26 protein-coding genes and 1 pseudogene are annotated in these 26975 nt (G+C 39.5%); 12 read left to right on the top strand and 15 right to left on the bottom strand.

Translation table 11 applies throughout. The features are described from left to right. Positions 1-12: 12 nt before the first annotated feature. Positions 13-1383 (top strand): hypothetical protein, encoded by a 1371-nt coding sequence (locus AC2JBO_RS18525; protein WP_496955122.1) that lies wholly within the window; start codon positions 13-15, stop codon positions 1381-1383. 304 nt (positions 1384-1687) lie between these two features. On the opposite strand, the gene AC2JBO_RS18520 is transcribed toward AC2JBO_RS18525, so the two are convergent. Together AC2JBO_RS18520 and AC2JBO_RS18515 are read right to left on the bottom strand one after the other, a co-directional pair. Next, positions 1688-1852, bottom strand: a complete 165-nt coding sequence (locus AC2JBO_RS18520) for a hypothetical protein (protein ID WP_496955121.1) — start codon at positions 1850-1852, stop codon at positions 1688-1690. Further along, positions 1849-2193: a hypothetical protein gene (locus AC2JBO_RS18515; protein ID WP_496955120.1), complete on the bottom strand. Its 345-nt coding sequence runs from the start codon at positions 2191-2193 to the stop codon at positions 1849-1851. The genes AC2JBO_RS18520 and AC2JBO_RS18515 overlap by 4 nt, the downstream gene beginning before the upstream one ends. 209 nt (positions 2194-2402) lie before the next feature. On the opposite strand from AC2JBO_RS18515, the gene AC2JBO_RS18510 reads away from it, so the two are divergent. Further along, on the top strand, positions 2403-2597 hold the full coding sequence (locus tag AC2JBO_RS18510; RefSeq protein WP_496955119.1) for a hypothetical protein: 195 nt from the start codon (positions 2403-2405) through the stop codon (positions 2595-2597). A gap of 187 nt (positions 2598-2784) precedes the next feature. On the opposite strand, the gene AC2JBO_RS18505 is transcribed toward AC2JBO_RS18510, so the two are convergent. Further along, a complete protein-coding gene (locus AC2JBO_RS18505; protein ID WP_496955118.1) occupies positions 2785-5943 on the bottom strand; it encodes an MFS transporter in 3159 nt (1052 codons plus the stop codon). 502 nt (positions 5944-6445) lie between these two features. On the opposite strand from AC2JBO_RS18505, the gene AC2JBO_RS18500 reads away from it, so the two are divergent. The 4 genes from AC2JBO_RS18500 to AC2JBO_RS18485 all read left to right on the top strand — a co-directional run bounded on the left by AC2JBO_RS18500 (position 6446) and on the right by AC2JBO_RS18485 (position 9504). Next, entirely contained in the window at positions 6446-7792 is a 1347-nt protein-coding gene (locus tag AC2JBO_RS18500) for a histidine kinase (protein ID WP_496955117.1), read from the top strand. Between the two features lie 50 nt (positions 7793-7842). Continuing rightward, positions 7843-8310 (top strand): BON domain-containing protein, encoded by a 468-nt coding sequence (locus AC2JBO_RS18495; protein WP_496955116.1) that lies wholly within the window; start codon positions 7843-7845, stop codon positions 8308-8310. Between the two features lie 164 nt (positions 8311-8474). Then, on the top strand, positions 8475-8936 hold the full coding sequence (locus tag AC2JBO_RS18490; RefSeq protein WP_496955115.1) for a CAAD domain-containing protein: 462 nt from the start codon (positions 8475-8477) through the stop codon (positions 8934-8936). Positions 8937-9129: 193 nt separating this feature from the next. Then, complete coding sequence (locus AC2JBO_RS18485; RefSeq protein WP_496955114.1) at positions 9130-9504, top strand: hypothetical protein; 375 nt, start codon at positions 9130-9132, stop codon at positions 9502-9504. Positions 9505-9553: 49 nt separating this feature from the next. Here the strand turns inward: AC2JBO_RS18485 and AC2JBO_RS18480 are convergent, their stop codons facing one another. The 7 genes and pseudogenes from AC2JBO_RS18480 to AC2JBO_RS18450 all read right to left on the bottom strand — a co-directional run. After that, entirely contained in the window at positions 9554-11122 is a 1569-nt protein-coding gene (locus AC2JBO_RS18480) for a metallophosphoesterase (protein ID WP_496955113.1), read from the bottom strand. Between the two features lie 36 nt (positions 11123-11158). Next, positions 11159-12115: a YegS/Rv2252/BmrU family lipid kinase gene (locus tag AC2JBO_RS18475; protein ID WP_496955112.1), complete on the bottom strand. Its 957-nt coding sequence runs from the start codon at positions 12113-12115 to the stop codon at positions 11159-11161. A gap of 166 nt (positions 12116-12281) precedes the next feature. Next, positions 12282-12887, bottom strand: coding sequence for a hypothetical protein (locus AC2JBO_RS18470; protein WP_496955111.1), 606 nt, complete (start codon positions 12885-12887; stop codon positions 12282-12284). A gap of 351 nt (positions 12888-13238) precedes the next feature. Further along, a complete protein-coding gene (locus tag AC2JBO_RS18465; protein WP_496955110.1) occupies positions 13239-13574 on the bottom strand; it encodes a XisI protein in 336 nt (111 codons plus the stop codon). After that, a complete protein-coding gene (locus AC2JBO_RS18460; protein ID WP_496955109.1) occupies positions 13562-13975 on the bottom strand; it encodes a XisH family protein in 414 nt (137 codons plus the stop codon). Before AC2JBO_RS18460 ends, AC2JBO_RS18465 begins: the two co-directional genes overlap by 13 nt. Before the next feature lie 223 nt (positions 13976-14198). Further along, positions 14199-14345, bottom strand: coding sequence for a hypothetical protein (locus AC2JBO_RS18455; protein ID WP_496955108.1), 147 nt, complete (start codon positions 14343-14345; stop codon positions 14199-14201). 777 nt (positions 14346-15122) lie between these two features. Further along, positions 15123-15704 (bottom strand): annotated as a pseudogene (locus AC2JBO_RS18450) (type I restriction endonuclease); the annotation flags it as partial. Positions 15705-16199: 495 nt separating this feature from the next. Here AC2JBO_RS18450 and ilvD point away from each other — a divergent pair. Continuing rightward, positions 16200-17888 carry a dihydroxy-acid dehydratase gene (gene ilvD, locus AC2JBO_RS18445; protein ID WP_496955107.1) on the top strand — a complete coding sequence of 563 codons (1689 nt, stop codon included), beginning with the start codon at positions 16200-16202 and terminating at the stop codon, positions 17886-17888. Between the two features lie 125 nt (positions 17889-18013). On the opposite strand, the gene AC2JBO_RS18440 is transcribed toward ilvD, so the two are convergent. Next, positions 18014-18418, bottom strand: coding sequence for a hypothetical protein (locus tag AC2JBO_RS18440; RefSeq protein WP_496955106.1), 405 nt, complete (start codon positions 18416-18418; stop codon positions 18014-18016). Between the two features lie 358 nt (positions 18419-18776). Beyond that, a complete protein-coding gene (locus AC2JBO_RS18435) occupies positions 18777-19493 on the bottom strand; it encodes a GUN4 N-terminal ARM-like repeat domain-containing protein (protein ID WP_496955105.1) in 717 nt (238 codons plus the stop codon). 604 nt (positions 19494-20097) lie between these two features. On the opposite strand from AC2JBO_RS18435, the gene AC2JBO_RS18430 reads away from it, so the two are divergent. Together AC2JBO_RS18430 and AC2JBO_RS18425 are read left to right on the top strand one after the other, a co-directional pair. Continuing rightward, positions 20098-21516, top strand: coding sequence for an NADP-dependent isocitrate dehydrogenase (locus tag AC2JBO_RS18430; protein WP_496955104.1), 1419 nt, complete (start codon positions 20098-20100; stop codon positions 21514-21516). 484 nt (positions 21517-22000) lie between these two features. Then, entirely contained in the window at positions 22001-22435 is a 435-nt protein-coding gene (locus AC2JBO_RS18425) for a Na-translocating system protein MpsC family protein (protein ID WP_496955134.1), read from the top strand. A gap of 14 nt (positions 22436-22449) precedes the next feature. Here the strand turns inward: AC2JBO_RS18425 and AC2JBO_RS18420 are convergent, their stop codons facing one another. Further along, the gene (locus AC2JBO_RS18420; RefSeq protein ID WP_496955103.1) at positions 22450-22905 is read right to left on the bottom strand and encodes a response regulator; all 456 of its coding nucleotides are present in this window, start codon (positions 22903-22905) and stop codon (positions 22450-22452) included. 508 nt (positions 22906-23413) lie between these two features. On the opposite strand from AC2JBO_RS18420, the gene AC2JBO_RS18415 reads away from it, so the two are divergent. From AC2JBO_RS18415 to tsf, 3 genes are all read left to right on the top strand, one after another. Continuing rightward, entirely contained in the window at positions 23414-24112 is a 699-nt protein-coding gene (locus tag AC2JBO_RS18415) for a hypothetical protein (RefSeq protein WP_496955102.1), read from the top strand. A 109-nt stretch (positions 24113-24221) separates the two neighbouring features. Beyond that, positions 24222-24605, top strand: a complete 384-nt coding sequence (gene rplL / locus AC2JBO_RS18410; RefSeq protein ID WP_496955101.1) for a 50S ribosomal protein L7/L12 — start codon at positions 24222-24224, stop codon at positions 24603-24605. A 48-nt stretch (positions 24606-24653) separates the two neighbouring features. Then, positions 24654-25247 carry a translation elongation factor Ts gene (gene tsf, locus AC2JBO_RS18405; RefSeq protein ID WP_496955100.1) on the top strand — a complete coding sequence of 198 codons (594 nt, stop codon included), beginning with the start codon at positions 24654-24656 and terminating at the stop codon, positions 25245-25247. A gap of 65 nt (positions 25248-25312) precedes the next feature. On the opposite strand, the gene AC2JBO_RS18400 is transcribed toward tsf, so the two are convergent. Both AC2JBO_RS18400 and AC2JBO_RS18395 read right to left on the bottom strand, forming a co-directional pair. Further along, positions 25313-25894: a CPBP family intramembrane glutamic endopeptidase gene (locus AC2JBO_RS18400; protein ID WP_496955099.1), complete on the bottom strand. Its 582-nt coding sequence runs from the start codon at positions 25892-25894 to the stop codon at positions 25313-25315. 94 nt (positions 25895-25988) lie between these two features. Then, the coding region (locus AC2JBO_RS18395; RefSeq protein WP_496955098.1) for a DUF3326 domain-containing protein at positions 25989-26975 on the bottom strand (987 nt) is incomplete at its 5' end.

Genomic DNA, 26975 nt, shown 5'->3' with positions numbered 1-26975 from the left:
GCTTGTATCAAAATGACAGAAATTATCTACCCAACTCTAGATTTATTCCTTTATCAACTTAGAAATGGTTTGGGCGATAACGATAAACAAATAGAAGCAAACCATCAAAGTTTCTGGATAAATCTACCAGACGATATCAAAGTTAATTTAGAGAAAGAATCATCAGCCGAAAATCCGGAGTATATAAAGCTTCTGGAATTATTAGACGTGGGTGTAAAAAAGCGCTTGAATGTTCATGAAAATAATTATATTCATAGCGATAAAAATTACAATTTAGAAGGATATTATTACCCAGTCCGTTTACATGATAGCTACGCTTTAATATTTGACACTTCTATTAATGATAGACAAAATGATCAGTCCGTAAATTCCTTCAAAATTCTAGTAAAACAAGCAGAAAATAAAAAAGGAAACTTGGGTAAAAGCTGGATGGCTTCAGGCTGTTTACCTACCGCTAACAAGCCAAACCCAGAAAAATTAGCTTCAGATATATATCTAGAATTATTTAACCAAGAATGTCAGGAACTATCACAAGGTAAATTTCTAGGTGCTACTTTATTTGAAATCTGGAAAGCACCGCAAAAATGGCAAGATGTAGAATCAGAAAATATCCATGTTTTAATAATACTTTATCCCAATCTTGGGACAATGGAAGTCGCCGCAGATTTTTATGGCGATTGGCTACGGCTATTATGTTCTCGGAATAAAATACTTTGGGAATATGCCTACAGTCAACAATTAACAAGAGAACTACAGCATGAGCTTAAATCTATCGTAGATCGCACAAAGCAAGTTAAAAACTTATATCCTAACAGTACAAATAAAGAATTTAACCTTCTTCAGCTAAACTCATTGCAAAAAATACTAATTGATAGTATTGCCACTCTCTCAGATTACGCGACAAAAATTTCATATTTAGAAATTCTTAAATCAGCTATAGACATAAACCTACAAGCCTATCATAAATACTTAAAAGATATTGAAATCAAAGCTAAACAAAAGCAAGATATAAATAATGAAGTAGGTGATACAGACTTAAAATGTTTAGATAAATTTACAGAAATAGTTAAGCTAAAATATAAAATTCAAGTCGAACAAGACTATACCAACTTAAGTGTAGGCTTAAAAATAGCCGAAGACCTGATAAACACAATTAGAGGGATTATCGAAATCGAACAAACAAAACGTGAGCGCAACCTCAACACTACTGTAGCAGTTGCAGGTATTGGGCTTGCCACCAGCCAGATGGCATCAGCAGTCATTCTCGCAACACCTAACGACTATCAACAGCATTTACGTTTTCGGTTAGAAGTATTCGGGTGGAGCGTTTTAATTGGTGCGGCCGCAGCTTTAATGACCTATGCTTTTTTGCGTCGAAAGTAAAAATTTACGTGGCGCCTGTATGATATAAGGTAAACACATTTCTTCCAAAGTTTTGGCAGATTGGAAAGTAAGTTTGCATAAATATGACATAAGTTAAGTCATAAGCAAGATTCCCGACCCTATTAAGAAGTCGGGAATCTATAGATATAAATAGGCGCCGTAAAACTTTGTTACTGCACGCTCCGGTTGAGAATCTGGGAAGCAATAAGCCAGAAGTCCAACCCACTTAGATTTTTTCAATCATCAAATCGGATTCCGATATTAACCATTAACTAACATGCTCTAGCAACAGGTTATTTAATACTTAATACTTTTTTACTGGTTTATGAGCCTGCGCCTCTGCTTCTAACTGAAGCAGCGCTTGTTCAAGCTCTTCCCCCGCTTTGTCCATCTCCAAACAAGCTTTTTTTACTTTTTCTGCAGTAAGTCTAACTTTTGCTATGTCCGGTTGTACTTTTGAACTACTCATGATAAACCCCAATCATTTTTGATTTCTTGAATACTACGTAAAAAAGCTGGAATTGTGTTTTGAATGCTTACAATTCTATCACTGATTATAGTCAGTGAATCACCAGTTGCTCTTGGTTGAATCGATGCTATTCTTAGCATTGCATTTGTTAACTGTGAGTATCTGTCCGAAACTCGCTGTCTAATGTCAGCGAGTGACTCCAAAGCACCAATCGTCATTTCCGTTTCATTGAATCGCTGCAATATTTCGTACTCAACTGACGAAGATTCATTTGCAGTTAAGAGCAATTGCGGCAATATTTCCAAGAAACTAGCTAATATCTCTTCAGGTATTTGTGCCATAATTATGTAGCAAATTTTACTTTTGTTGTGTTTCAAGTAGAGCTTCTCATGCATTTTTGCTTAATAAATTTATTTTCTCTTATACCATTGATGTCAATGGATATTAATGGATAAAGACACATATAATCGTGAAAACATCAACAGTCAGCAATGCCTTTATATTGCTAAGGTAGTATTGTGGAAATCGTAAGACTGGTAGCAATATGCACGTGAGAGATAAGGCTGGACGTTTTTCAGAATCTCCTGATAGCTTGCAAGCAAAGGCGATTGGTTTGCGTTTGCCTAAAAAGTATTACCCGCATTTTGAAGCTTTAGCTAAAGCTCGTGGACTTTCGCTAGCTGAGTTAGCTCGGTTAGCTTGTCTTGATTACTTGGAACGCAATATTGAAGAAACCAGTCAATAAAAATGCATCCAGTTATCATTACTGAATGCAAACGTGCTTATCTGATGTTATTAATTTTGGAGAGTAGGCACTAATTCTCTCTTCTCTGTGTAAAGACGCGATTAATCGCGTCTCTACGTGCCTCTGTGGTAATAAATACTCTTTGTTGTGTGTGGGTAGGTCAGGCAAGATGCCGTTCCCTACGGGTTTATCCTAGAAACCAGAGACCTCTGACTGCTACGGCGCCTGCAAATGCTGAGACTGCGAGTGATGTAACAGCGGTGCCGAAAAGCCACCAAGCTGCGTCTGCCACTGCTTTTTTGGTGTCGCGCGCTTGTTTTTTGGCGTTTTCTTTGATTTGGCTTAGGCGTTTTTGTGTTTCCGTTTGAATTAGTTCTGCGCGTTGTAATACACTGTCGCGTGTAGATTCAATACGGTTAATAATCTGGTTTGCTTGCTCAGAGGAAATATCTTCGCGCGAGGATAGCACTGCTACAAGTGTATTGCGGTCAAATTGACTCAAACGCGCGCGCAATGCATCAAAACCTGCTTGTGGGTCGTCGAATAGCTTAGAAAAGTCTTGTTGAATACTTTCGTAGTTAAGTTCTGGACGGTCGAGCGAGTTGAGGTAGCTGCGGATTTTACCAAAGGTACTATCAAGAACTTGCTGGACTCGCTGTTGAATTTGCTGGAACTGTTCGACTATTGAGTCACGTACCGATTCAATTTGTCCAACGATGCGATTTGCTTCTTCTTCAGAAATGTCTTCCCGTTGTGAGAGCAGTGCTATTAAAGTTGAACGGTCGATTTTTGAAATTCGGTCAGTCAAACTACCAACTCCAGCACGAGGGTCTTGGAGTAACAACGCTAGGTCACGTTTTATTGCGTCTGGGTTGAGTTCTTCTTTGTTGGTGTTCCGCAGGTAGTTCTCTAAGTTTGCTTCAAAGTCGGCAACTCGTTTTGTCGCGCGTTTTGCCAAACGTTGCGGCGCCCGTATAATATTGTTGACGCTGGCTTGGAACGAATCAATAATTTGGTTAATTTGCTCGGCACTCAAATCACCACGTTGAGTTAATAAGACAACGAGTGTTTCACGGTCAAATTGTGAAAGTCTTTCGCGTAATGCTGCTGCACCTTCTTTGGGGTCGTTGAGTAGTTTTTGCAAGTCGCGTTGAATACCTTCAGGATTGAGTTCTTCTAAGTTGGTGTTGCGAAGATACTCGGTAATAGTAGTCAGCGTTTGGTCGTACTGTTCTTTTGCTTTTGCTGCTGCTTTAGAAGGCACCTGAAGAATACTTTCGCGTACCGATTCCAAATTGTTTAAAATCTCGTTGACTCGTTCTTCACTCAAATCTTGACGCTGCGAAAGCAGTTTTACTAATGTCTCACGGTCAAATTGCGATAAACGTACACGTAATGCACTGGCGCCAGCTTGCGGGTCATCGAGTAAAGTTCTAAAATCACGCTGAATACCTTCAGGATTTAGTTCTTCTAGGTTAGTATTGCGTAAGTAATCTTCGACTCGTTGACGCAGTTCTTGTGCTTGGGTTGTAAGTTGTGATTGTAATTCGCGCGCTTGGTTTAAAACTCGGTCGCGAACTCCTTCAAGTTGACTTACTATATTATTGGCTTCTTCTTCGCTTAAATCTTGACGCGAAGCAAGAACTTGTACTAATGTATCACGGTTGATATTACCGAAGCGTTTGCCTAACTCATCAGCATTTACTTGTGCGTCTTCGATTAAATTGCTGAAGTTTTTCTCAATTGCTTCTGGAGTAAGTTCGTCTTTATTCGTAGAACGTAAGTAGTTTTCTACTCGACCGCGAAGTGACTGTGATTCTTCTTCATCGTGAGAATTGTTCACCATTTCAAAGACATATGAACGAACACTTTCAAACTGTTCGGAAATCTCTTTAACGCGCGCTTCGCTAATGTCACCACGTTGTTTGAGTAAGTTCGCAAAGTATTCAGTGTCTAATCCTTCAATCTGTCTACGAATTGCACTTGGCGCCGCATTGGGGTCAAAAATAACTTCGTGGAATTCGTCTTTAATCGTTATCCGGTTGAAATGCCAAGGCAGTGAATATAGAATATACTCTTCTATATCTTCCTTGATTGTATTATCTTCTGTGCTATTGGTGACTTCACTGGCAACTACAGGTACTGTCGTAGCAACTTTATCCTTTGCTTTTTCACCCAGTTGTTTTAATTGATTGGTAATTTTGTCGATATCGACATCTTTAACTTTGCCTTTGATTTCTTGCAATTGATTTGTAACTCTATCAATATCAACCTTGGAGAAATCAATTTTATTAAGTACTGTTCCTGCAACGTAGCTCAAACCTGTCCCTACAGCAGCTTCAACTAGGCCACCTTTAGAAGAACCATTACCATTCCCATTTCCAACAGCTACTAACTCTTGTAAACGGGCGCCAAGATTTTCAGGTTTTAAATCATCAGAACTTGCAGACTGAAGTAAAGTAATTACTTGGTCAGTTGGGTTTTTACGGGTAGTTGCAGAAAGCCAAGCAGCTTCTAACTGGTCTGCAATGCGGTTAACATCGCTTTTAGAAAAGTCTGTACGACTGCTAATTAAATCAACAAGTGTTTGGCGATTGACATTTTTTAATAAGTCGCTATTACCAAGAGATTCAAAATCAATATCTTTCAACAGTTTATCGAACTGACCGCGAATCTCCTTTAGATTCAGATTGGGTAATTGCAACCCGCTCAAAGAACTTTGAAGAGTGTTTTTAATGCTCTCCGCGTCAAACTGTAGCGTTAATTCCCTACGCACAGCAGCAGCAATATCTTCAGCAGTCGATACCGCTTGGTTCTTAGCAACGTTGGCGCCAATAGCAGCAGATGCAGTTCCCATCAACCCTTTCAAACCAGAGTTAGCTGTATTGACAATTGCACCAATTAATGAACCAACCGCATTGGAACCTAACCAGGTAATGAGCGCGAAAAATGCAGCCCAAATTACTACACCAATAATAGAGCCTAATGATGCGCTTTCGATTAAGCTTAGTTTCACAGCTAGAAAACAAGCACTTCCTAATGCTAAACTAACAGTAAAAAGTGCCCAGGCACCAACTTTAGCTTCAATCGCACGAATTTGATTGCCAACAGTGTCGGTATCATCATCACCTACATTGGCGCCCCCAGAAATTCCTACCGCTATTGATAAGTTAGTTAATAGCAATTGAAATGCAATTGCCATCAGCAAACCAGCAAATAATGCGACTAAAAGCTTTGGTCCAGAAAACATTACCGATGCTTGTTCTGGTGTAATTTCCTCTGTTACAACCACAGATAGCAATCCTAACGAAGAGTAGGATTGAAGTAAATTACCTAATTGATACATATTATAACCTCAATCTACAATTTAGCTCAACTTGCAGAAACTTTTATGATGTCGAAATGTCGAAACAGTTCAATGTTAATTCGATATTAAGTTTACGCGATGCGTTAGATTAATAACTGAACAGATAATCTTACCTTAAAAGGGTAACTCTATCGAATGATGCTTACACAAATAACCTAGCGGCTGAAGTTTGTAATTGTGACTTCCTAAAGGAATAAATATTAACGCTAATACTAATACCAAAAGTTAGATTGAATGATAATTAGAGTTTATATGAAGAATTGTAAAGAGAAATAATTGTTAAAAAACAAATAAAATCAAAAAAAGAGTTAAGCGAAAAATTAAAAAACACAGAATATAACTTTAGATAGAGACTAAACTCTAGCAATCGATTGATGAAAAATAAACTAAAGTAAAGTAAAACTTAGTTAGTGAAGTCGAGAAGTTAAATTTAGACTTGATTAAACCCAGTAAATAATAATTTAATTGTGGGGGAGCTAGTATGGTAGCAGGATTGCACAGAAGAGCCGTAGGTGTGTTTTCTCATCGGCGAGATGCGGAAAATGCGCTGCACGAATTGAGAAATTCTGGTTTTGCGATGGATCGTGTATCGGTTATTGCCCAAGATATTGACGGTAAGGACAATATTGCTGGTGCTGAGGTTCACGACCGAGTAGGCAATAAGGCAGATGAAGGTGCATCGCTTGGTGCGTTATCTGGCGGTACATTAGGCGGTTTGACAGGCTTGCTGGTTGGTTTGGGTACACTGGCAATTCCAGGTGTTGGTCCAATTATGTTAGCTGGCGCCGCTGCAACAACAATTGCAACTACTTTAGCTGGAGCAGGTATTGGTGCAGCAGCAGGTTCTTTGATTGGCGGTTTGGTAGGTTTAGGAATTCCAGAGGAAGAAGCGCGCGGTTACAACTCACGAGTAGAGCGCGGACATTATTTAGTCATCGTAGATGGTACTGCTTCTGAAATTGCGAAAGCTGAAGCAATTATGCGTCGTCATGGCATTGAAGATTACCAGGTTTATGACCAACCCAGACGTGATTATGATACAGCGGATGTAGTACCAGTGCCTATCATCGCAAATCCTGTATATGACGCAGTTGCGGCTCATCCTGCTGCTGTAGTTCCCCCAGTTTATAATTCTGATTTTCGTTCATCGAACCCATTACATCGCGGCAGACGAATAATTGGTGTATTTGAACACCGTCGCGATGCGGAAGCAGCTTTAACGGAACTCCGCGATGCTGGTTTCTCACTCGATGAAGTTTCCATCATTGGTAAAGATACTAGTGGCAATGTAAATCCTCTAGGCAGTACAACTGCTAATACAGATTTACGTGGTAATAAAGCAGATGATGGCGCCAAAGCGGGTGCAGCAACAGGTGCAGCTTTAGGTGGTTTAGGTGGTTTATTAGTCGGTTTAGGTGCGTTAGCAATACCCGGAGTTGGGCCAGTACTTTTAGGCGGAGCAGCAGCAACGGCACTCGCAACCGCAGCAACAGGTGCAGGTATTGGCGCCGCAGCAGGTGGTATTACTGGTGGACTTGTTGGTTTAGGAATACCAGAAAACAAAGCGCGCGTTTACAACGACAAACTCAACCGAGGCGACTATATAGTTATGGTTGATGCCACCGATGATGAAGTTCGTCGTGCTGAAAGTATTCTCAAACGCCACAATATTCAAGACTACGATGTCTTTGATGCCACTGATGTTAGTGCGTCACGTCGTGAAAGACCTATTATGGATACCTCGCGCACTGACTATACGACTACTACCAATACTGTTGATAGTGATGCATCTGTAATCGTTATCGACCGTCGCGACGAAACAGTGTAACCCTATCCCTTCATTTCAATTAATTACCAACCAAATCGAACAGTAAAAAAATGAAAAAGCTAACCTTACTCTTTATTAGCAGTGTTCTTGCTCTAGGTACTGCAGCCTGTCAACAACCTACTAAAACCAGTGCAGATGCTCCAAACAATCCTGCAACCGATGTTAATCAAGTTAAAACACCTAGCGCTGATTCAAGCGAAGCAGCTAAAGAAGACGCTCAAAGTGAAACCCGACGCAAGCAATTAAATTCTAATATTCGCGCTAAGGAGCAACAAAACAACATCGCAAATGATGGTTCCAGCACCAAGCGGAATGGAACTGCGCTTGGAAGCGAAGTTGGCTCGAAGTTAGAAGCAAATATTCCTGGTGGTGCCCTTACTGTAAAAGGCGAAGATAACGGTACAGTGACAGTTACTGGAACAGTGCCCAAAAAAGCGCAACTTGCCAAAATTGAACCTTTAGCGAAAGAAATTAAAGGTGTTACTAAGGTAGTTGTAAACGCAAAAGCTACCGAGTAAATGGATTTAGATGCATTAAGGGTGTATACACTATAACTAAGTTTAATAATTAGTACACCGACCGTAGGAAGATCAACAAACCTATCCTACGGTCGGTGTATGCATTGGTCACCTGAATTAATATCTAAAATAGAATAAAATAGAAAAAATTATTGGGAACTACTATGGAAACTGAAGAACAAGCGCAATACATTAATCCTGATATTAATCCTGACACTAATCCTACTACCGTAAACGGCATTGGAACCGTTGAAACTGCTGTAATCGATGATTTACCGAAGCTGCCACCAGCATCCGAATCAAAGACAACTATTCAAGTACAGCAAATAACCGATAAAATAGCCGTTTTCCTCGCACGCTTACCCGATTATGTCGGTAACTTTTTTAACGAATACAAGCCGCAGATTAGTACTATTGCAATAATATTTGCAGCTATTATTTCAGTAAAACTTGTACTAGCAGTACTTGATGCAGTCAATGATATTCCATTGTTTGCAACATTATTTGAGCTAGTTGGTATCGGTTATGCTACTTGGTTTGTTTCCCGTTACCTGCTCAAAGCTTCAACCCGTCAAGAGTTATTATCTGATTTTAGCAATTTCAAAAACCAAATTCTTGGTAAATAAGTATAAATTGCTTCAATAACAGATTCTATAGAGACGCGATAAATCGCGTCTCTACATTTTATGTATCTTATGGTTGATAAATTTAACCGAAAGAACTAATATAATTCACCTCTAAAGATAGTGTATTTTAAGCTACGAAAACCTTAATCTGATTCTAGACGTAAAAAAATTGTATTAATCAGGACAGATTATTATGGCAAACAATGTTAACAAAGGAATTGATTCACACGAACGTGCAGAAAGAGACCAGTACGACAGAGGTATTATTCCTGCAGAAACAGCAGCACGTAAAGAGCGTGAAGGTGAACTATACAAAACAAAGCCAGACGATGAAACAGAGCCAGATAGTATTCGTACCGCTGATGGATACACTGTAGACAATGAAGGTTTAGTTAACAATTATGCAGTTGAACCAGAAATGTATTATGAAACACCTGGTGACGCGCGTAAAGTAGCTGAAGAAGACGAACAATTACGTGCCGAAGAATTAGCGGAAATCAACGATGGCAGCGAGGGCGAATTAACAACGGATAGTGACAAGCGCGGTAAAGGTACAGGTGCTGTTTAATATTAGAGTAGAGACGTTACATGTAACGTCTCTACATGGTTTTATATATTCAACCACCCACTATAAATGGTTCCATTTCATACTGATTCCATTGTCGCTGATACCATTCTGTAATCATCGGACGCACTATAAATTTAGGCACCTCTCCAGCTTTTACATCTATACGTAAACATGAATATGGGCGCCTTTTTTGCGAAGATTGTCCGTTACGACCAACAAACAAGCGCGAACTAGCAACTAAGCGCTGTTGACCGTCAAATGTTTCCATCAAATCATTACCTTCTGGACGCTGACGACGCAAGCTAAAACCACTACCGCCGCAAACTATCCAATTAATACCCGAATCACCGTATCCAGTATCTTGAGTTTGTAAATATTCTAAACAATGCGCGTGACCGTTTAATACTAAATCAACAATAGGACGGTCGTTCCTTAATGAATTTACTTTAACTGCTACTTTCTCAAACACTTCACGTAACCGCTTACGAACAGCTAAAGTTTGTGCTTGCTTCCACTTTGTTGCTTCAGTTACATAAGGTGGATGGTGAAAAAATACCACTCTTCCCCTTACATCTTTATTTTGCCAAGACTCTACTAAAGAAGCACGAAACCATTCGAGTTGTTCGGTGTCGGTAACGCTTTGATTTTTAGGCGCCAGTTGCTTTTCGATATCAAAAGCCATTTCATCTATTTGTGTAAGTCTCTGGTGCAAATCATCAAGTTCTTCAGCTTCGTTGGGTTTCGACGGGTCAAGCTGAGATATTCTAGCGACAATTTCCTCCTTTTGCTGTTCTAACTCTTGAAGATGTTGTTCAAGGTCTTGACGTTGTATCACACCTTCACTTGTTGTTGGTATTGGTAACGGGTCGTTGAATGTATTAGAATCAAGAGCAAAAAAATCTATATTCCCATAGCGAAACGTATAATACCGATTAGGTAGACGAGTAAATTTACCTGGTTCATACCTCAAACAATAACCACTATCGGTTTTTGCGTCGTAGTGGTTTTCAAGGTGTTGTTTTAATTTTTCGTCAGAATTAAAAGCTTTGAGATAATCTACAAAGGCTTTTGCATAGGCATCACCTGCCCTCGAACCATGCCAACCAACATCTAAGTCAAGCTTTGATTTAAGTAAACGCCGAATTGGCATTGTACCCAAAGATACAATACTCCAAAATAAGGGCAAATCATAATAATCGTGATTTCCAGGTACAGGGAGTATTGGTAGCTTAAAGGTCATTTTGTCGTAAGCAATGTTTTTATAATGTTCGGCGCCGACAAGAAACTCACGGTAAGGTTTAATAAAGTTTTGCTGGTAGTATTCGCTAGACCCGACCAGATATATAACGTCACCAGTGTGCAGCATAAACCGACACTGGTCATGATGGGGAAGCATTAGTTTAGCGACTTGACGCTGTGGGTTATGAGAAGTATGTGACCCAGCACCACTATCACCAACTACAAGAAATGAAAATTCTCTGTCGTCAGCTTTTCCATCATTGAGTACAAATTTTGTTTGGTCAATACCTCTACTGACTAACAATGGGTCTTGCCATCGTACTCGTTGATTCATTCTACGAATTTTCTCACCAATCGCAACTTCAGAGGCTAGTTTCATAATTCTATTAGCCGGTATTGGGCATTCTTTATTTTCCTATTTTTCCTCAATTACCAAATTGGGCAGCCCTTCAAGCTTTTCAACTGGTTCTGGTTCCTCTACAGAAGGAACAAAGATTTGCAGAGCTTTTGGAATGCACTTTATTTCAACTGGTGCTGCTTCCAAAACTTCCCCATCAACAACAACTTTTTGAGGAGGATTAGTTGTAATTTTAAATTGTTTTGCGCGCATATAGCCAACGTCATCACGTTCGGCGCCATTTCCTGATGATGCATTTTGAAATAGATGAATAGCAGTTGCAATAGCTGCGGCTTTATTCGCTGGCGCCACAATTGTCATATCCAACAATCCATCATCGATAATTATACCACCAGAACCTTGAGCCAGTACTGAAGTAGGTGGCGCCGCATTGGCAACAGTTACTGCTGCTGCGGTCGTTTTAACTATTTTGGTTTCGGTTTCGATTTCAACGTCAAAGCTTTCTAACTCTCTTAACTCTTTTAACCCTGCGAGTAAATAAGCTATTACACCCAAACGATTTTTAGCTTCGCGGTCAGCAGCTTCGACAGCTTCCGCTTCAAACCCAATACCAGCAAGCAACACCATTGGATACCCATTACACTCAGCAGCATCAATTGTTCGCGTTAATCCTTGTAAAATAACTTCACAGGCGCCTGCAATTGTATCAGGAATTCCTAACGCATTTGCGAAAGCATTCGCCGTACCGCGCGAGATTACCCCAAATTTTACATCTTTACCAATAACAGCTTCCGCAGCAGCACTAAGTGTACCATCTCCTCCAGACGCGATAATTGTATCAACACCACGCTCAACAGCTTCTGCTGCAAGTTGATTGGCGCCGACTTCTTTAGAAGTTACTTTAATATCAAGATTTATTTTTGGTTCTAGAAGAGAGCGAATCTGTGCTAAATCAGCTTCTGGGTCACCTTGACCAGCAACGGGGTTAAATATAAGACAAGCAGAACGGTTCATAGGAAACTCTATAGAATAAATAAATTTTTAATATATCTCTAGTAGCTAGTAAGCATATTATTTACATATACAGAGTGCTTTAGTCTTCCTTCTGGCGATAGGTTTAACACTCATCCTCATTGCTGAACCCATAGTTCAAACTAAAGAAATTTATCAGTTGTTTTTATCAGTTGTTTTGGCGCCTACATCTTAACCACCAGAGGCAAATCATAGTACTAGCAAATATACCAGGTATTGTATTTGCCTCTGGTACTGATACTGGAGGTGTAGCTCTTGTAATTGTGGCTTCAATAATACTAATGCTTTGATAAAATCTAGGATTGCGACTTTCTTCTCTAGAATAACTCCCACCGAGAAAGGCACCGAATGGTGCAGATAGACTAGATGCTTCTGATGGTGCAAAGTTGAGGTTAAACTGTTCAAAAAAGTCTGGAGAAAGGTTGGTTGTTAAAGATAAACTAACTTTATTTTGGTCAGTACTAATATTTTCGCTTAGGAAAAAAGTTTTACTACCACCATTAAAGCTTACGTTTGACAGTACAAGATTTGATGATTCTCTAGTTGTAGTGGCGCCAGTAAAGAACCCACCTTCCAAACCATCAATAGGACACTGTATAAACTCAGTAGGAATTAACGTACTAGAGCATGAACCATTATTACCAAAGCGTCCAGAAAAATTGTAGCTTATAGCAAAAGCAGTATCAATGAAAGTGAAAGCAAGGGTAGAAGAGGCGCCTATCGTAAAAAGTAGCTTTGCTAATTTGGTATACATAAAGCCTAATTTTATTTATGAAACAAAATAATACCTCATTTTGCCACAATTGATCCCCCTAAATCCCCCTTAATAAGGGGGACTTTAAAATACTCTTAGCCCCCCGATCCTGCGGGGGGTTGGGGGGATTTTCTCACTAAACACTACTAACCCTTGACCCAGCTATTGTTTCTTTTTATACTAATAAATCACAAACATACATTAAAAGCGCATCTATCATTAATGAACAAACAAAAATTTGTTAGATACTTTTCACCAGTAATAGAAGCATTAACAGAATTAGGAGGCTCCGGTCGTCTCTCTGAAGTTAGAGAATTTATTTTCATTTTTAATGATGGCACCTACCCTAGTTTAACCCACTGCAAATCCCGTATATTGTCTAACAAATGGTTCATGAAAAGCCAAAACTATATCTTCTTTTGGAACTCCCAACTTAACTAACTCCGTCGCCATCCCAACCTCAGTTCCATCATGTTGAATCCAAATTTTTCCATCAATTATATCTAAATGTAAAACACACCCGTACATCCGGCGCCTATTTTCCCACCCAGCATAAACCACTTGATAGTGGTCACGTACAGTATCAAAAACTAACTCTGATCTAACCTCACTATCAGAAGAACCCTCGCTAACGTAATCGGTTAACACTTGTTGAATATATGCTCGGTAGAACTCTATCTTTTCCATTCTAAAATATCCTCTTTTTTCGGGTCATAAATCATCAATTCAATCTGGAGTTGTTGAACAACCTTTTGCACAAATTGTAGTTGAAAAAAAGTTTGATAAGTTCCAATTGGAACAGCTAAATACAAAGCACGCTCAGGTTGCTTTTCTTCTAATGCTACGCGGTAATTATAAAATTGACCAACAGCAGTATGAAATTCACTAATATTTGACGGATTAATAAAACATTTAATTTCAACAGCTATTTTCTCTCCTTCTTTTTCTGCTGCTATTACTCTTTCCGCTCCTAAATCTATTTGCATCTCAACCCCACCAGCTTTAATTACGAATGGGTCTCCTGTGATCACCCAACCTTCCTTCTCAAGACCTTTACGAACTGCATAGTGAAAGACATCTCTAGCCATCCAATAGCAACCTATAATATAAAATCTATTTCCAATGATATTTATAAGTATAGCAAAAACACTTTAAACTAGCTTAATTTTAAACGCGCTAGTTTAGCCTTAAAACACCGTGGGTCACCAAAAATATTTGTAGGAGCGCGTCTATCTCAAAATGCTGGATATCACAAAGCAGGGTAGTATGCTAAAAACCGTAGAAGGTATTTATCAAGATGGCCAAATTAAACTAACCGAGATACCACCAGACATAAGTGTGCCAACTTTCAGGGTCTCTTTGCTTGAAAGCTTCATCTTTTTCGATTACAGCTATAGCATATTCAAATTTCCTTGCATAGTCTTTACTGTACTCATACTGCTTTTCATTTTTAATCATGGTGCCCACCTTAATATTTTCATGCCCGATTATGGCTGCAAGCCATAATCTAATAGCTTAAGTCCATTAAAATGGACTGATGATGCTTTACTCAATATGTAAGATTAATCACACTGTTGTATGTAAGGGTTTACAGCTACAAGAGATAAGTTTAATTCTATACTTGTAGTTTGCGATGTTCAACACGAAGCTGATGTACACGCATTTTTCTATAATCTATTACTAATAGTAAAGCGTTTTTATTGTTTACGCAGCAAAGATATAGAATAAACATCAGAATACCTTCATAAAGATAATTTCATTGGGAGACACCCACCACCAAACGACCCAATTCAAAGCTGAAACGTCCTAGCGCACGGAGGATAAAATATACTCCTTTGTCCTTTTAGGATACAGAAGAGCGAATAGTGCTTATTACCCCTCAATATCACGATTTGCCTACGACAATGAATGCGTCATTTCCGTAAATTTAGAGATTGTAAATTATCGGTCTCTACACGCCAGTTTTTATAAAATAATGGGCGCCTCCGAATCGCCAGCAGTACCCTATTATATTGAGGGGCGCCTGCTATACTAAAACAATGGTAAATTTAACTGTACAGCTTCCCCACCATGCGACTGTGTTTTTTTAGTGCTTTGTTTAACGGTTTTGGTTTCTAACGTAGTAGGTTCTACACAAATGTCGTCTGCTGCGATAGTATTTACATCTAGCAGTTGACGTACTGCTGTTTCCATTAGTTTTTCGCTATCAGCTACAGATTGTTTGAGTTGCGCTTCTAAGAGTATACGGTTTTCACCTTTAGCTATAGCTTCAATAGTCTTATTTATAGCAATTTCCTGGTAGTATCTTGGTTTCTTCCCACTACCATCATCATAATAGTCCTGAGTTACGATGGCTTCAATGCCGCTATCTATTCCTTTATAGTTACAATACCGTTGCCATAGTTCTTGTGGAGATGGAAAAGCATCAAGAGAAATTTCTCTTTCTTTAATTCCTGCGGTGATAGTAAAGTCATGCTCTATAAAAGCATCACCGTTTGAACTGTAAGCAAAAGGCAAATCTAGTATTTCTGCATATTCTAACGCTTGTTGTATTCCGGCGCCGACACTTTGGTTATTATCTTTGGCTTCAATTACAGCAATAGGAATATTAGGTTTATAGTACAGGATGTAGTCCGCACGTTTGCTTTTACCTCGATTTACTATTTTACCTTGTACGTATACGCGACCTTTGGTAAAAGATACTTCTTCCCGAATTTGGGTGTGTAAATTCCATCCTGCTTTGGTTACAAGCGCAGGTGTAATGTATTTGCTACAAATATCTCGTTCACTTAGGTGTTTTTTGTTTAATGGTTGCATCGAGTTGAGCTAATGGCGCCTTGTATGGCTATGAATAATGATTGTTTTTATACTTTAGCTTACTCAATAACCGATGTGTTTATTTCATTTGACACCATTATGACACCCTCAAGGGTGTCTCTATACGAACGAAGCCCACCTGCGTGGGCTGTAATACAATTTGAGTTGAGGTGCCTAAATATAGCAACCCTAAATCATTTATAAAATTCTTCTCTTCTTTGCGTACTTTGCGTCCTTTGCGGTTCGATATACCAACATTATTTTTTTACAATTCAATTAGGATTGCTATAGCATTAATGTATATTGAGTAGCGCCAACTCCTCTCTGTTACCTCTGTGTCTCTGTGGTCATTATTCTTACTGTCAAAAAATTGACTGCACAGGCGCCTTGGCCTATGCTACGTTTATGTTTCTGGATGCACGTTTTGTAATAAAGTAAATAGATTACTTGTAATGGGCGCCGACAAAGAACGAAGGTGGCGTGTAAGGAACAAAAATGTCACAAAATATTAGAAGTCAGGCTATAACCCAAGGGGTGCAGCGTTCACCAAACCGCGCGATGCTGCGTGCTACGGGTTTTCAGGATGAGGATTTTAATAAAGCTATAGTTGGCGTTGCTAACGCCTACAGTACCATTACCCCTTGTAACATGGGGCTGAATGATTTGGCGGTACGCGCGCAGGATGGTATTCGTGCCAGTGGTGGAATGCCGCAGGTGTTCGGTACGATTACCGTTAGCGATGGTATTTCTATGGGAACTGAGGGAATGAAATATTCCCTGGTGTCGCGCGAGGTTATTGCTGACTCTATCGAAACCGCTTGTAATGGTGAGAGTATGGATGGAGTACTCACTATTGGCGGGTGCGACAAAAATATGCCAGGTTCGATGATAGCTATTGCTCGGATGAATATCCCAGCTATTTTTGTTTACGGTGGTACGATTAAACCCGGTAGTTATAGAGAATGTGATTTAACTGTTGTTAGTTCGTTTGAAGCTGTCGGCGCCTATAAAGCTGGTAAAATCCCCGAAAGCGAATTAATAGAAATTGAAAAACGCGCTTGTCCAGGCGCCGGTTCGTGTGGTGGTATGTATACAGCAAATACCATGTCATCAGCATTTGAAGCAATGGGTATGAGCTTACCTTATTCTTCCACAATGTCAGCCGAAGATGCGGAAAAAGCCGAAAGTGCCGAAAAATCTGGTTACGTTTTAGTCGAAGCAATTAAAAAACAGCTTTTACCTCGCCATATCATCACCCGTAAATCTATCGAAAACGCCATTTCGGTAATTATGGCAATTGGTGGTTCAACCAATGCAGTTCTACATTTTCTTGCTATTGCCCACGCTGCGGAAGTACCTTTAGTACTAGATGACTTTGAAACTATTCGCGCACGTGTACCTGTACTATGCGATTTAAAACCCAGTGGTCGCTATGTCGCAACAGACTTACACCGTGCAGGTGGCATTCCCCAAGTTATGAAAATGCTACTTGACCATGACTTATTACATAGCGATTGTATTACTATTACCGGGCAAACAGTAGCAGAAACCCTTAAAGATATTCCTTCTGAACCACCTGCAAATCAAGATATTATCCGTCCTTGGTCAAAGCCAATGTACGCACAAGGACATTTAGCGATTTTAAAAGGTAACTTAGCAACCGAAGGCGCCGTTGCTAAAATTACAGGTGTCAAACTTCCACAAATAACAGGCCCAGCGCGCGTGTTTGAATCAGAGGAAGAATGTTTAGATGCTATCCTCGCCGATAAAATCAAACCAGGTGATATATTAGTCATCCGCTACGAAGGTCCAAAAGGTGGCCCCGGAATGCGCGAAATGCTTGCTCCCACTTCCGCTATTATTGGCGCCGGTTTAGGTGACTCGGTAGGATTAATTACTGATGGACGCTTCTCTGGTGGTACTTATGGCATGGTCGTTGGACACGTGGCGCCTGAAGCAGCAGTTGGCGGTACAATCGCACTGGTACAAGAAGGTGATAGCATTACTATCGACTCACCCGCGCGGTTGTTGCAGTTGAATATATCTGAAGAAGAACTTGTAGACCGTCGCGCTAACTGGAAACCAAAACCACCACGTTACACAAAAGGTACTTTGGCTAAATATGCCAAATTAGTTGCTTCGAGTAGTTTGGGCGCCGTAACTGATTTACATTTATTTGATTAAAAATTGTAGGATAGGCGTCTCGCCTGTCCTAGAGGGTAATTTATTTTTTGGACTATATTTTATTTTTATTGAAAAAAAAGATATTTTTTGCTAACTTTATTCATTAAACAGTCTAAAAGAGTGCCCTAAAATTGTGTAATCTGTAGTTGGACTCCGGAATCTAGTTTGGGTACTATAAAATACTGAAGTTTTTCAGCTAATTCAGGTGTTTGTGTTTTTTCTACCGTTGGACATTCTCTAAAAAACGAACCTGGGTTATTAAGTATTTCTTTCGCATCAATTTTACGGCATTGGTCTTCGCGTACTATAGATATTGAGTTAGCTGATTGATTTAAAGCGTCTGCTTTCTCTATGCGATTACCCCAGTTTCTATCGATTGTTGCTGGTTGCGTCGTCAATATTCCTACTTGATTATATTCTGATGTTTCACCAGTACTCAATGTATTCGCGTTCTGGGCAAAAGCGCGCGGTGTTATTATATTTAGCGTTATACCCGTTACAATAACTATCATTAATGATTTTTTTAACATAAATTTAAGCTTTGATTCCCATTGTCGGCCTATATTAACGAGTATAGCTACAGGGCATCAAAAATGTAACTGGGATTGTTGTTAATAAATATATAAGTTTTAGTAGGAATTTTATAGATAGTTAAGTACAGTTGATTCTTTACTATTTGTTAATTTATTTACAGTGAAAATACTTAGCAACGGATACAACGGATGTAACGGATGGTTTAGAGTACCCTAACAAAAAATATCCATTTGTAATCCCGTAGGATATCTGTCCCAGATGTCCGACAAATAAACGGAAGAAACAATCAGGCGCCTAAGAGAAGGATTACAATCAAAAAAATTACCCATCCGTTACATCCGTTATATCCGTTGCCTAATTCCAAGCCGGATGTGATAGCAGTGAGGCAATTACACGCACACCGCGAAGCTGGTTTGATAAAGGTAAGTGACCTCTAGGCGCCTTTAAGTCCCAGATAAATTCATTCGGGTATCTTGTCCAGTTATTACCTGACTTCCAACCGATTTTTGTCCAGACGTTATCCCAGTTTTTGCCGAGGGAAAGCCAAATTTCACGCTGTACAGAAAAACCAAATTTTCCTTCTGAGTGAATAACCCATAACTGGTTTATAGTTCGTAAATCGGAAGAAGGAAAATTTTCTACCTCAGTAAAGTATAACCACTTACGCGCGGTAGCAGCAGGCCCCGCAAGTTCGCACATTTTTTGAATTGTCATTTTGTCGGCAGCTTGAAAGTCCTGAACAGCCAATAACTTTTGTAAAGGACTATAATCAATACTGCATTCTGATTTCAGTGGTACTACACCAGTAGGGAAGTAAGTTTGTAAAAATTCTTTAGCTTTCCCGTATTCAGAGTTAAACAATATTTGATATACTTTGCCATCAACTAAACTGACTGGGGTCTCTTGCCTCTTATATAAAAATTCCATTAATATATCGAATCCATTATCGCCACAATTAGCTAACTGGGGAATCAGTTTTTGTTGAGTTTGAAGAGACCCATCGATTAATTGGATGCGGAGTGAATCAATATCGCTTGGATTGCCTGATAAAATCATAGGGTCTGTTGTCATACCATCTCTAAAATTTAATCTTCGTGATAGATAGTTTACAGAAAGTTACGCCTGGTAGAGAAATTTACTTCAACTCCTGATGAGTTTGGTTGTTTTGAGCAAATTTCCCTAAAGACCTTATAAACTCGCGCAAAATGTCGGTTTTTGTCCGACCCAGCGCTTGACAATGCGTTTCCAACATCGCAAACTCTTGCTCACTTACAAAGAATCGTGATTTCTCGCTTTCGGGTCATTGCTGCTATTTTGCTGTATATATATGACACTACACCACAAAGGGCGCCCGAAGAGAACATAAGAGAACAGAAATTACAAATACTTAACATTCACATCGCTTATGCTGATCACAGCTATCAGAAAAAATTATAGTACTAATGAACAAAAGTCATAATTAACAATTTGCTCGAAAAAAGCTATATAATTTCAGCATCGCCGACTCGCGCTGCATGGCACAAATGCATGTTCCGGGATTGGCAATTATGAATAGGCGCCTCATGATGTAAGAATAAAATAGGAAAATCTGCGTTTCCACACACAGGATATGTTAAAGACCCAAGTTATCGATGGGTTGATATTGTGTTGCAGCAAGAATTTTAGGAGTGTTGTTATGTACGAAAAGATTACCCCCCCAACAGCGGGAGAAAAAGTTACTTTCTTGAACGGTGAACCAGTAGTCCCAGATAATCCAATTATACCGTTTATTCGTGGAGATGGAACGGGGATCGATATTTGGCCAGCAACTCAGAGAGTTTTAGATGCAGCAGTTGAAACTGCATATAAAGGTAAACGTAAGATTAGCTGGTTCAAGGTTTATGCTGGTGATGAGGCGTGTGATTTATACGGAACATATCAGTATTTACCTCAAGATACTTTAACTGCGATTCAAGAATATGGTTTAGCAATTAAGGGTCCTCTTACCACTCCTGTTGGGGGTGGTATTCGTTCTTTAAATGTGGCTTTACGTCAAATTTTTGACCTTTACGCTTGCGTGCGCCCTTGTCGCTATTATGCTGGTACACCATCCCCTCACAAAAATCCAGAAAAGCTGGATGTAATTGTTTACCGTGAAAACACCGAAGATATTTATTTAGGTATTGAGTGGAAACAAGGTAGTGAAATTGGCGCCAAGTTAATCAAGCTGTTAAACGAAGAGCTTATACCAGCGACTCCTGAACACGGTAAAAAGCAAATCCCCCTAGATGCGGGTATTGGTATAAAACCGATTAGTAAAACAGGTTCGCAGCGTTTAGTTCGACGCGCGATTAAACACGCTCTCACGTTACCTAAACAAAAGCAGATGGTGACTTTGGTGCATAAAGGCAATATTATGAAGTATACCGAAGGTGCCTTTCGTGACTGGGGTTATGAACTTGCAACTCTGGAGTTTCGTAACGAGTGTGTTACTGAGCGCGAGTCATGGATTTTGGATAATAAAGACAAAAATTCTAATATTACGAATGAAGATAACGCACGGATGATAGACCCTGGATATGATGCGCTCACACCAGAGAAGCAAGCGCAAATAGTCCTTGAAGTTGAAACAGTTCTTAACACAATTTGGAATACCCACGGGTCAGGTAAGTGGAAAGATAAAATTATGGTCAACGACCGCATCGCTGACAGTATTTTTCAACAAATTCAAACTCGTCCCGATGAGTATTCGATTTTGGCGACGATGAACTTGAATGGAGATTATTTATCTGACGCTGCTGCCGCAATAGTTGGTGGGTTAGGAATGGGACCCGGCGCCAATATTGGTGACAAGTGTGCCGTTTTTGAAGCTACCCACGGAACGGCGCCGAAACACGCTGGTTTAGATCGAATCAACCCAGGTTCAGTAATATTATCTGGGGTAATGATGCTTGAATTTATGGGTTGGCAAGAAGCTGCTGACTTGATCAAAAAGGGACTCGGAGGCGCCATCGCAAACGGTCAAGTCACTTACGACTTAGCACGCTTGATTGAACCTCCAGTTAAACCACTCAAATGTTCCGAATTTGGCGAAGCAATAATTAAACAGTGGTAATCTGAGGAGTTTGAGAGCGTAAGAAGGTGGGAGAGTGAGACGCGCATTCCACACTCCCACACTTCTATACTCTTCACTAAGAATCATTTCATTTCAACCTTGCGGTCGAATAAAAATTTTTACAAATACTACGTGTGGATGGTGATTTCTATAGAGAGGCGCCGTTATGATTACCTATAGTGATTCTAGGGTACTAAGCTTATACTTTATTCATTTCGACTTTCAAACAAAGCGAAAACCTGTGTAAGCGTACATTTACTGCTTGTTGACTAGGAAGTAGCATTGAAGCTAATGAAATTTGCATAAAGTTACTGGGTGTTTAGATAGCGTGAATCAATTAATCGAAGAGCGTTATGTACACATTTTTACTAACGTGCAAGTACGGCCACAGCAGACTCTAGTTTAAGTAGTAATTAAAATAACTAAACTACAGCTACTTTTTACTTGATTAATAGCAGTGAAAATCATTATGGAAATTAGAAACATGACAACATCGACTCCTACTAGAGGTCAAATAGAACGTACACTTTCACAGCGTATTCAGGGTTTTTATCGTGAACAGTTAGGACATCAACCAAGTAAAGTGACTTGTCAATTAAATGACCGCAATTTATTAATAGTTATTGAAGATTCTATAACTCCACCGGAACAATTATTAGCACAGCAAGGTCATCAAGAGTTAGCCGAACAAGTACGATCAGACCTAGATGAAGCAATACGACCACAACTCAAAGAAATAATCGAAGAAATTTTGAGCGTAGAAGTGATTGAAGTACTTAGCGATGCAAAGCTAGACAGTGGTCGTACTGGAATAATTGCGATTTTAAGCGATTTGCCCAATTTTAGAGTTCCATCCGCTACTACTAAGTTACGGAGACGCGATGGGAATAATCATCGAAACGAAGAAGAATCAAATTAAATGTTCGTGCATATCTATTCCAGACACGAATCAAAAATTGCGTGAGGATTAGGTTTTGTTTTCAGGTGATAATAAATCTTAGATTCAAAGTCCTCAATCATAAAAGGCTTTGAAAGATAATCATCGAAACCTGCCTTACAAATTCGCTCCCGATCCTCCGCACCTGCTAATGCTGTAACCGCAATTACTGGTATTTGGTATGTTAGTGGCTCTCGCTTCAAAAGCCTTACTATCTCTATACCACTCAAACCAGGTAGTAAAACATCTAACAATATTAGGTCAGGTTGATGCTCCTTTGCTAATACTACAGCACTATAACTATCTTGCTGGCATATTAACCTGCAACCCATAGCTTCTAGAGCATACCTCATCAACAATAGATTATCCTCATTGTCTTCCACTGCTAAAATTAAGGGTGACAATGATTCTTGCACCTTGTCCTCATTCATAAATCCACGTGCCAGTTCCATTTTGTCTCCGAAAGACTCTTATTTGATTACTTCACTCACGAAATTTACACGAGGCATCCAACGAAAGGTAATACGCGCTTGTACTGGATTGGCTCGCATTCAATTTTAATGAGTCAGTCTGTCTTTGCTCGTTACTGGACTGAGGAAAGAACTTATTGACTAGAGCGACTGAAAATATGCTTCTTCGATTATATGAGAAAAAGTCGTCAGAGTATATCAGTATTTTTATTAAGTATTCACAAATTTTATTATCTCTTAAAATTCATGCAAGTCACACATCAAAACATCTAATTTTTTGTAACATTTGTTACAAAATAACGAAGATTCAGGAATTTAGGGTTCTGTTGACAGTTTTGTAGTATGTGTGTAACATAAAAGAATAGAAGCAAATTAATCAAATATCTATAAAGGAGGAAAACAATGCAAGCAACTTACTTAACAAAAAATCAACCGCAGCAAACAACTTCAGATACTAAGCACGTAAGTAAATTGGGCATTGTTTTCCTATATGAGCGAACACCGTTTGGGGCAAATTGTAATTGAGCGTCCGCGTAATGGAAGAAGAATTAGCCAAAAGAAAGTTACAGGTTATAAAAAGTTTCTCTACAAAATTACGCAGGAAGCGTGCGAAGATGGATTGTTTAGCCATTATTTGATCAAAAATAAGTGGCGTACAAAGTATTTCTCCGATAACTTATCTCCATTAGAGCGTTGGTTAAAATCCAAGGTAGGACAATCTTGGGATATTGTATACAGCGAACTTTGTCAGAAGATAGAAACCAGGACTTTAGCAGGACAACATCTGATTTCTCATTTATGGCAGATGGTAGAGCGGAATGTAATATTTGTTAATGGATTACCATATACCCAACAAACGTTACACCAAGATTATCCTCTAGGAAAATGGCAAGAAGTACTATATGTCCATCCAGAAACAGGCATTCTTTGTCTAGCAAAAAAGCTCCCAGTAACTCCCAGGAAAAAACCTGACGATTTGGTAGTGATAGATAAATACAAAGAGTATCGTAAGATAGACGATTTATGGTATTTGCTGACTTTTGAAGTTATTCCATGCGGCGCCATCAATAAGAATCTGCAATCAAAAACGCAATCTGAAATCAGAAATATAGATGGCAACATTTATATAGCTCGCAGGCGCCAGTGTAACAAAAAAGAAATCAAATGGATTTTGCAGCAGTTGAAATAATCCCCCCAACCCCCCTTAACAAGGGGGGCTTAAAGAGAAAATTTCTTTTCTTTCCCCCCCTTATTAAGGGGGGGTAGGGGGGATCACAATTAAATAGGAACAAAAAAACATGTCATACAAAACACTTGAAATACTCGAACAAATCAAAACCTTATCTGTGCTAGAAACAACCGAACTTGTCAAGCAAATTGAAGCAACATTCGATGTCGATACTTCGCGTCGTCAAACATCTTATACTATCAAACCCACAATTATAGACGATTTCGACATAGAAGTGCCTAGCGAATATGATGTAGTCATTGAAGCGGCGCCCACTGATAAAAAAATATCAGTGTTAAAAGCAGTGCGTCAAATTACAGATTTAGGTTTAAAAGAAGCCAAAGACTTTGTAGAGTCACTACCAAAAACCATCAAATATGGAATTAGCAAACCATTAGCTGAAGATATTAAAAAGCAGCTTGAAGATGCAGGCGCCTCTGTTTCAATTAAATAATTAATAATGATTTGAAAACTAGCTAAATAAAGAAGGTGTAAATGTGAAATGACAGACATATCAGCAAAATTAGTCCAAACCCTACGCAATAAAACCAATGCTGGAATGATGGACTGTAAAAAAGCATTAATTGCCTGTAATGGTGATATTGGTAAAGCAGAAGATTGGTTAAGAAAAAAAGGTATTACTTCAGCAGGAAATAAAGGTGAGCGCACTACAGCAGAAGGGGTAATTGGAAGCTATATACATACGGGTGGAAAAGTCGGTGTATTAGTAGAAGTTAACTGCGAAACAGATTTTGTCGCGCGTACAGAGGAATTTCAAACCCTTGTACGTAACATAGCGATGCAAATCGCAGCATCTCCAGATGTGGAGTATGTAAAAGTCGAAGATATTCCTGCTGACATAGTAGAAAAAGAAAAATCTATTGCAATGGGACGCGATGACCTAGCAAACAAGCCAGAAAACATTAGAGCCAAAATTGTTCTCGGAAGAGTTGAGAAGCTTTTAAAGGAAATGTGCTTACTTAGCCAAGCTTACGCACGTGACCCCAACATTACAATTGAGGAACTAATCAAGCAAAACATCGCCAAACTAGGAGAAAACATCCAAGTCAAACGTTTCGTTCGATATATTATGTAGCACGGGCGTCTCGCCTGTGCAGTCAATAAAGCGTCTCGCCAAAAAGCACAGGCGGGACGCCTATGCTACATTTGTTTTATTTTCCACAAATAACTAGAAACTAAATTAGTCACAATATGAGCAACAATAGGCACAAGTAAATTACCGCTAATTAAAGCGCTATAACCAAAAACAAATCCAACGATAGTAGCCCATGCGACATATGGCCACTGTTGGGGACCACTCAAATGTAAAACCCCAAAGCTGACGCTAGAAACAAACACAGCCAAATGACTGGCGCCTAAAGCAGGTAATAAAACCCCACGAAATAATAACTCTTCGCTTAACCCAGGTAACAAGCCCAACCAAATCAAATCAGGTAAAGCCAAAGGTTTTAAAACAATTTCGAGATAATAATCAGCACTGCGACGATAATCAGGACTAAAGCGATAAGCAACTCCACTCAACGCTGTAATTGCTAGTCCTAAAATAATACCTGAAAAAAATGCTGCTTCGTCCCAACGCCAAGCCATAAGTGGAACATTGGCAAATTGCAGGCAAATTTTGGCAATTATCCATAAAATAATCGCAGTTACTCCCATTGCTATCAGCACTTGGGTGCGAGTTAGGAATGGAATTTCTGGTTCTTGGTTTTGCTGTTGCGCCACGAGTAAATTAATTAATAGTTAGGAGTAGGGTGCGTGACGCCATTACAATTCATAAATAAAAGAATAATCTAGTAGCGTCACGCACCAGAGCCAGTTAATAGTTAATTATATTCAATAACCTAAGCGATGGGATTGTTGAAGTCAGTACAGAAGGATTGACGCCTGCTTTATGAGCTGCTATCACACCTACTGCTTCTAAATATGAACGTACCTGTAATGATTTTACCCCTAGTGGTTGAGATAAGACTTGAGAATGTGTTTCGTTTTCTTCTATTGTAACAATTAGACACTTTTGATTTAAACTTAGCAAAGCACTACAACCGCAAGCAGTCGCAGGAACAATCACAGCATCTATATGACTTGCCCAGATATCATTTGGTTCAGGAATATAGCCATGCTTATCTTTAACAATAAACTGCGGCGCCTTATTTAAGCCAACTAAGACACTTGGAAGAAAAGTATAACCTATTTCCTCCGCTGCCGAACGTGGCGACAAATTTATATCCAAAGGAGGAGGCAAAAAAGCAGGTGCATGGGCACATGGAACCTCAAACTCACGTACTATCAAATGACTAATCACCGCTTCGGCGCCAGCTATTAAGTCAACACCTTTACCCAAACGGTAATTTCTATCAGCTTCTTCATCAACTTCATCAGGAAACCGCGCGACAACAGCTACAGCATCGGCGCCTACCTTATTTATCAAAGTATCTGCTGCCCGTAATAAACTATCAGCATTACCAATAGTTCCCCAACTGGCGCCAGACTCTGAAGTACGTAATTCTACATTCAAAGGCGCATCCGTCACTACATAATCAGTAACCGTAATTCCCAAAGTCGCCCTAGCAGCATCAACCGCTTGTAACTGTCGTAATCTTAAATCCGGCTCAATACCCTGGTCTAAAAGCAAACCTATCTTATTATTATGAACCGGACGTAACCCCCAATCACCCGCCGCAAACCTATCAAGTCCATACCCTTCAACATACAACGCATTGGGAATATTCCAATACAACATGGCGCCGTTCATGACGTTAGGGTGCGTAATCAGTCTATCTACAACTTGTGCTAAAGTCTTTGC

The sequence above is a fragment of the Calothrix sp. CBUCES-K 9914 genome, from assembly GCF_059640475.1.
Note: the sequence above shows the minus strand (reverse complement) of the source record. Positions and strands in the feature narration are given on the sequence as shown.

Bases quoted from the DNA above. Each gene is read 5' to 3' on its own strand.
- AC2JBO_RS18505 (WP_496955118.1), bottom strand. From the start codon at position 5,943: ATGTATCAATTAGGTAATTTACTTCAATCCTACTCTTCGTTAGGATTG.
- AC2JBO_RS18430 (WP_496955104.1), top strand. From the start codon at position 20,098: ATGTACGAAAAGATTACCCCCCCAACAGCGGGAGAAAAAGTTACTTTC.
- AC2JBO_RS18495 (WP_496955116.1), top strand. From the start codon at position 7,843: ATGAAAAAGCTAACCTTACTCTTTATTAGCAGTGTTCTTGCTCTAGGT.
- AC2JBO_RS18520 (WP_496955121.1), bottom strand. From the start codon at position 1,852: ATGAGTAGTTCAAAAGTACAACCGGACATAGCAAAAGTTAGACTTACT.
- AC2JBO_RS18475 (WP_496955112.1), bottom strand. From the start codon at position 12,115: ATGAACCGTTCTGCTTGTCTTATATTTAACCCCGTTGCTGGTCAAGGT.
- AC2JBO_RS18455 (WP_496955108.1), bottom strand. From the start codon at position 14,345: ATGATTAAAAATGAAAAGCAGTATGAGTACAGTAAAGACTATGCAAGG.
- AC2JBO_RS18435 (WP_496955105.1), bottom strand. From the start codon at position 19,493: ATGACAACAGACCCTATGATTTTATCAGGCAATCCAAGCGATATTGAT.
- AC2JBO_RS18415 (WP_496955102.1), top strand. From the start codon at position 23,414: ATGAGCGAACACCGTTTGGGGCAAATTGTAATTGAGCGTCCGCGTAAT.
- AC2JBO_RS18485 (WP_496955114.1), top strand. From the start codon at position 9,130: ATGGCAAACAATGTTAACAAAGGAATTGATTCACACGAACGTGCAGAA.
- AC2JBO_RS18420 (WP_496955103.1), bottom strand. From the start codon at position 22,905: ATGGAACTGGCACGTGGATTTATGAATGAGGACAAGGTGCAAGAATCA.
- AC2JBO_RS18470 (WP_496955111.1), bottom strand. From the start codon at position 12,887: ATGTATACCAAATTAGCAAAGCTACTTTTTACGATAGGCGCCTCTTCT.
- tsf (WP_496955100.1), top strand. From the start codon at position 24,654: ATGACAGACATATCAGCAAAATTAGTCCAAACCCTACGCAATAAAACC.
- AC2JBO_RS18515 (WP_496955120.1), bottom strand. From the start codon at position 2,193: ATGGCACAAATACCTGAAGAGATATTAGCTAGTTTCTTGGAAATATTG.
- AC2JBO_RS18490 (WP_496955115.1), top strand. From the start codon at position 8,475: ATGGAAACTGAAGAACAAGCGCAATACATTAATCCTGATATTAATCCT.
- AC2JBO_RS18460 (WP_496955109.1), bottom strand. From the start codon at position 13,975: ATGGCTAGAGATGTCTTTCACTATGCAGTTCGTAAAGGTCTTGAGAAG.
- ilvD (WP_496955107.1), top strand. From the start codon at position 16,200: ATGTCACAAAATATTAGAAGTCAGGCTATAACCCAAGGGGTGCAGCGT.
- AC2JBO_RS18425 (WP_496955134.1), top strand. From the start codon at position 22,001: ATGACAACATCGACTCCTACTAGAGGTCAAATAGAACGTACACTTTCA.
- rplL (WP_496955101.1), top strand. From the start codon at position 24,222: ATGTCATACAAAACACTTGAAATACTCGAACAAATCAAAACCTTATCT.
- AC2JBO_RS18440 (WP_496955106.1), bottom strand. From the start codon at position 18,418: ATGTTAAAAAAATCATTAATGATAGTTATTGTAACGGGTATAACGCTA.
- AC2JBO_RS18500 (WP_496955117.1), top strand. From the start codon at position 6,446: ATGGTAGCAGGATTGCACAGAAGAGCCGTAGGTGTGTTTTCTCATCGG.
- AC2JBO_RS18480 (WP_496955113.1), bottom strand. From the start codon at position 11,122: ATGAAACTAGCCTCTGAAGTTGCGATTGGTGAGAAAATTCGTAGAATG.
- AC2JBO_RS18525 (WP_496955122.1), top strand. From the start codon at position 13: ATGACAGAAATTATCTACCCAACTCTAGATTTATTCCTTTATCAACTT.
- AC2JBO_RS18465 (WP_496955110.1), bottom strand. From the start codon at position 13,574: ATGGAAAAGATAGAGTTCTACCGAGCATATATTCAACAAGTGTTAACC.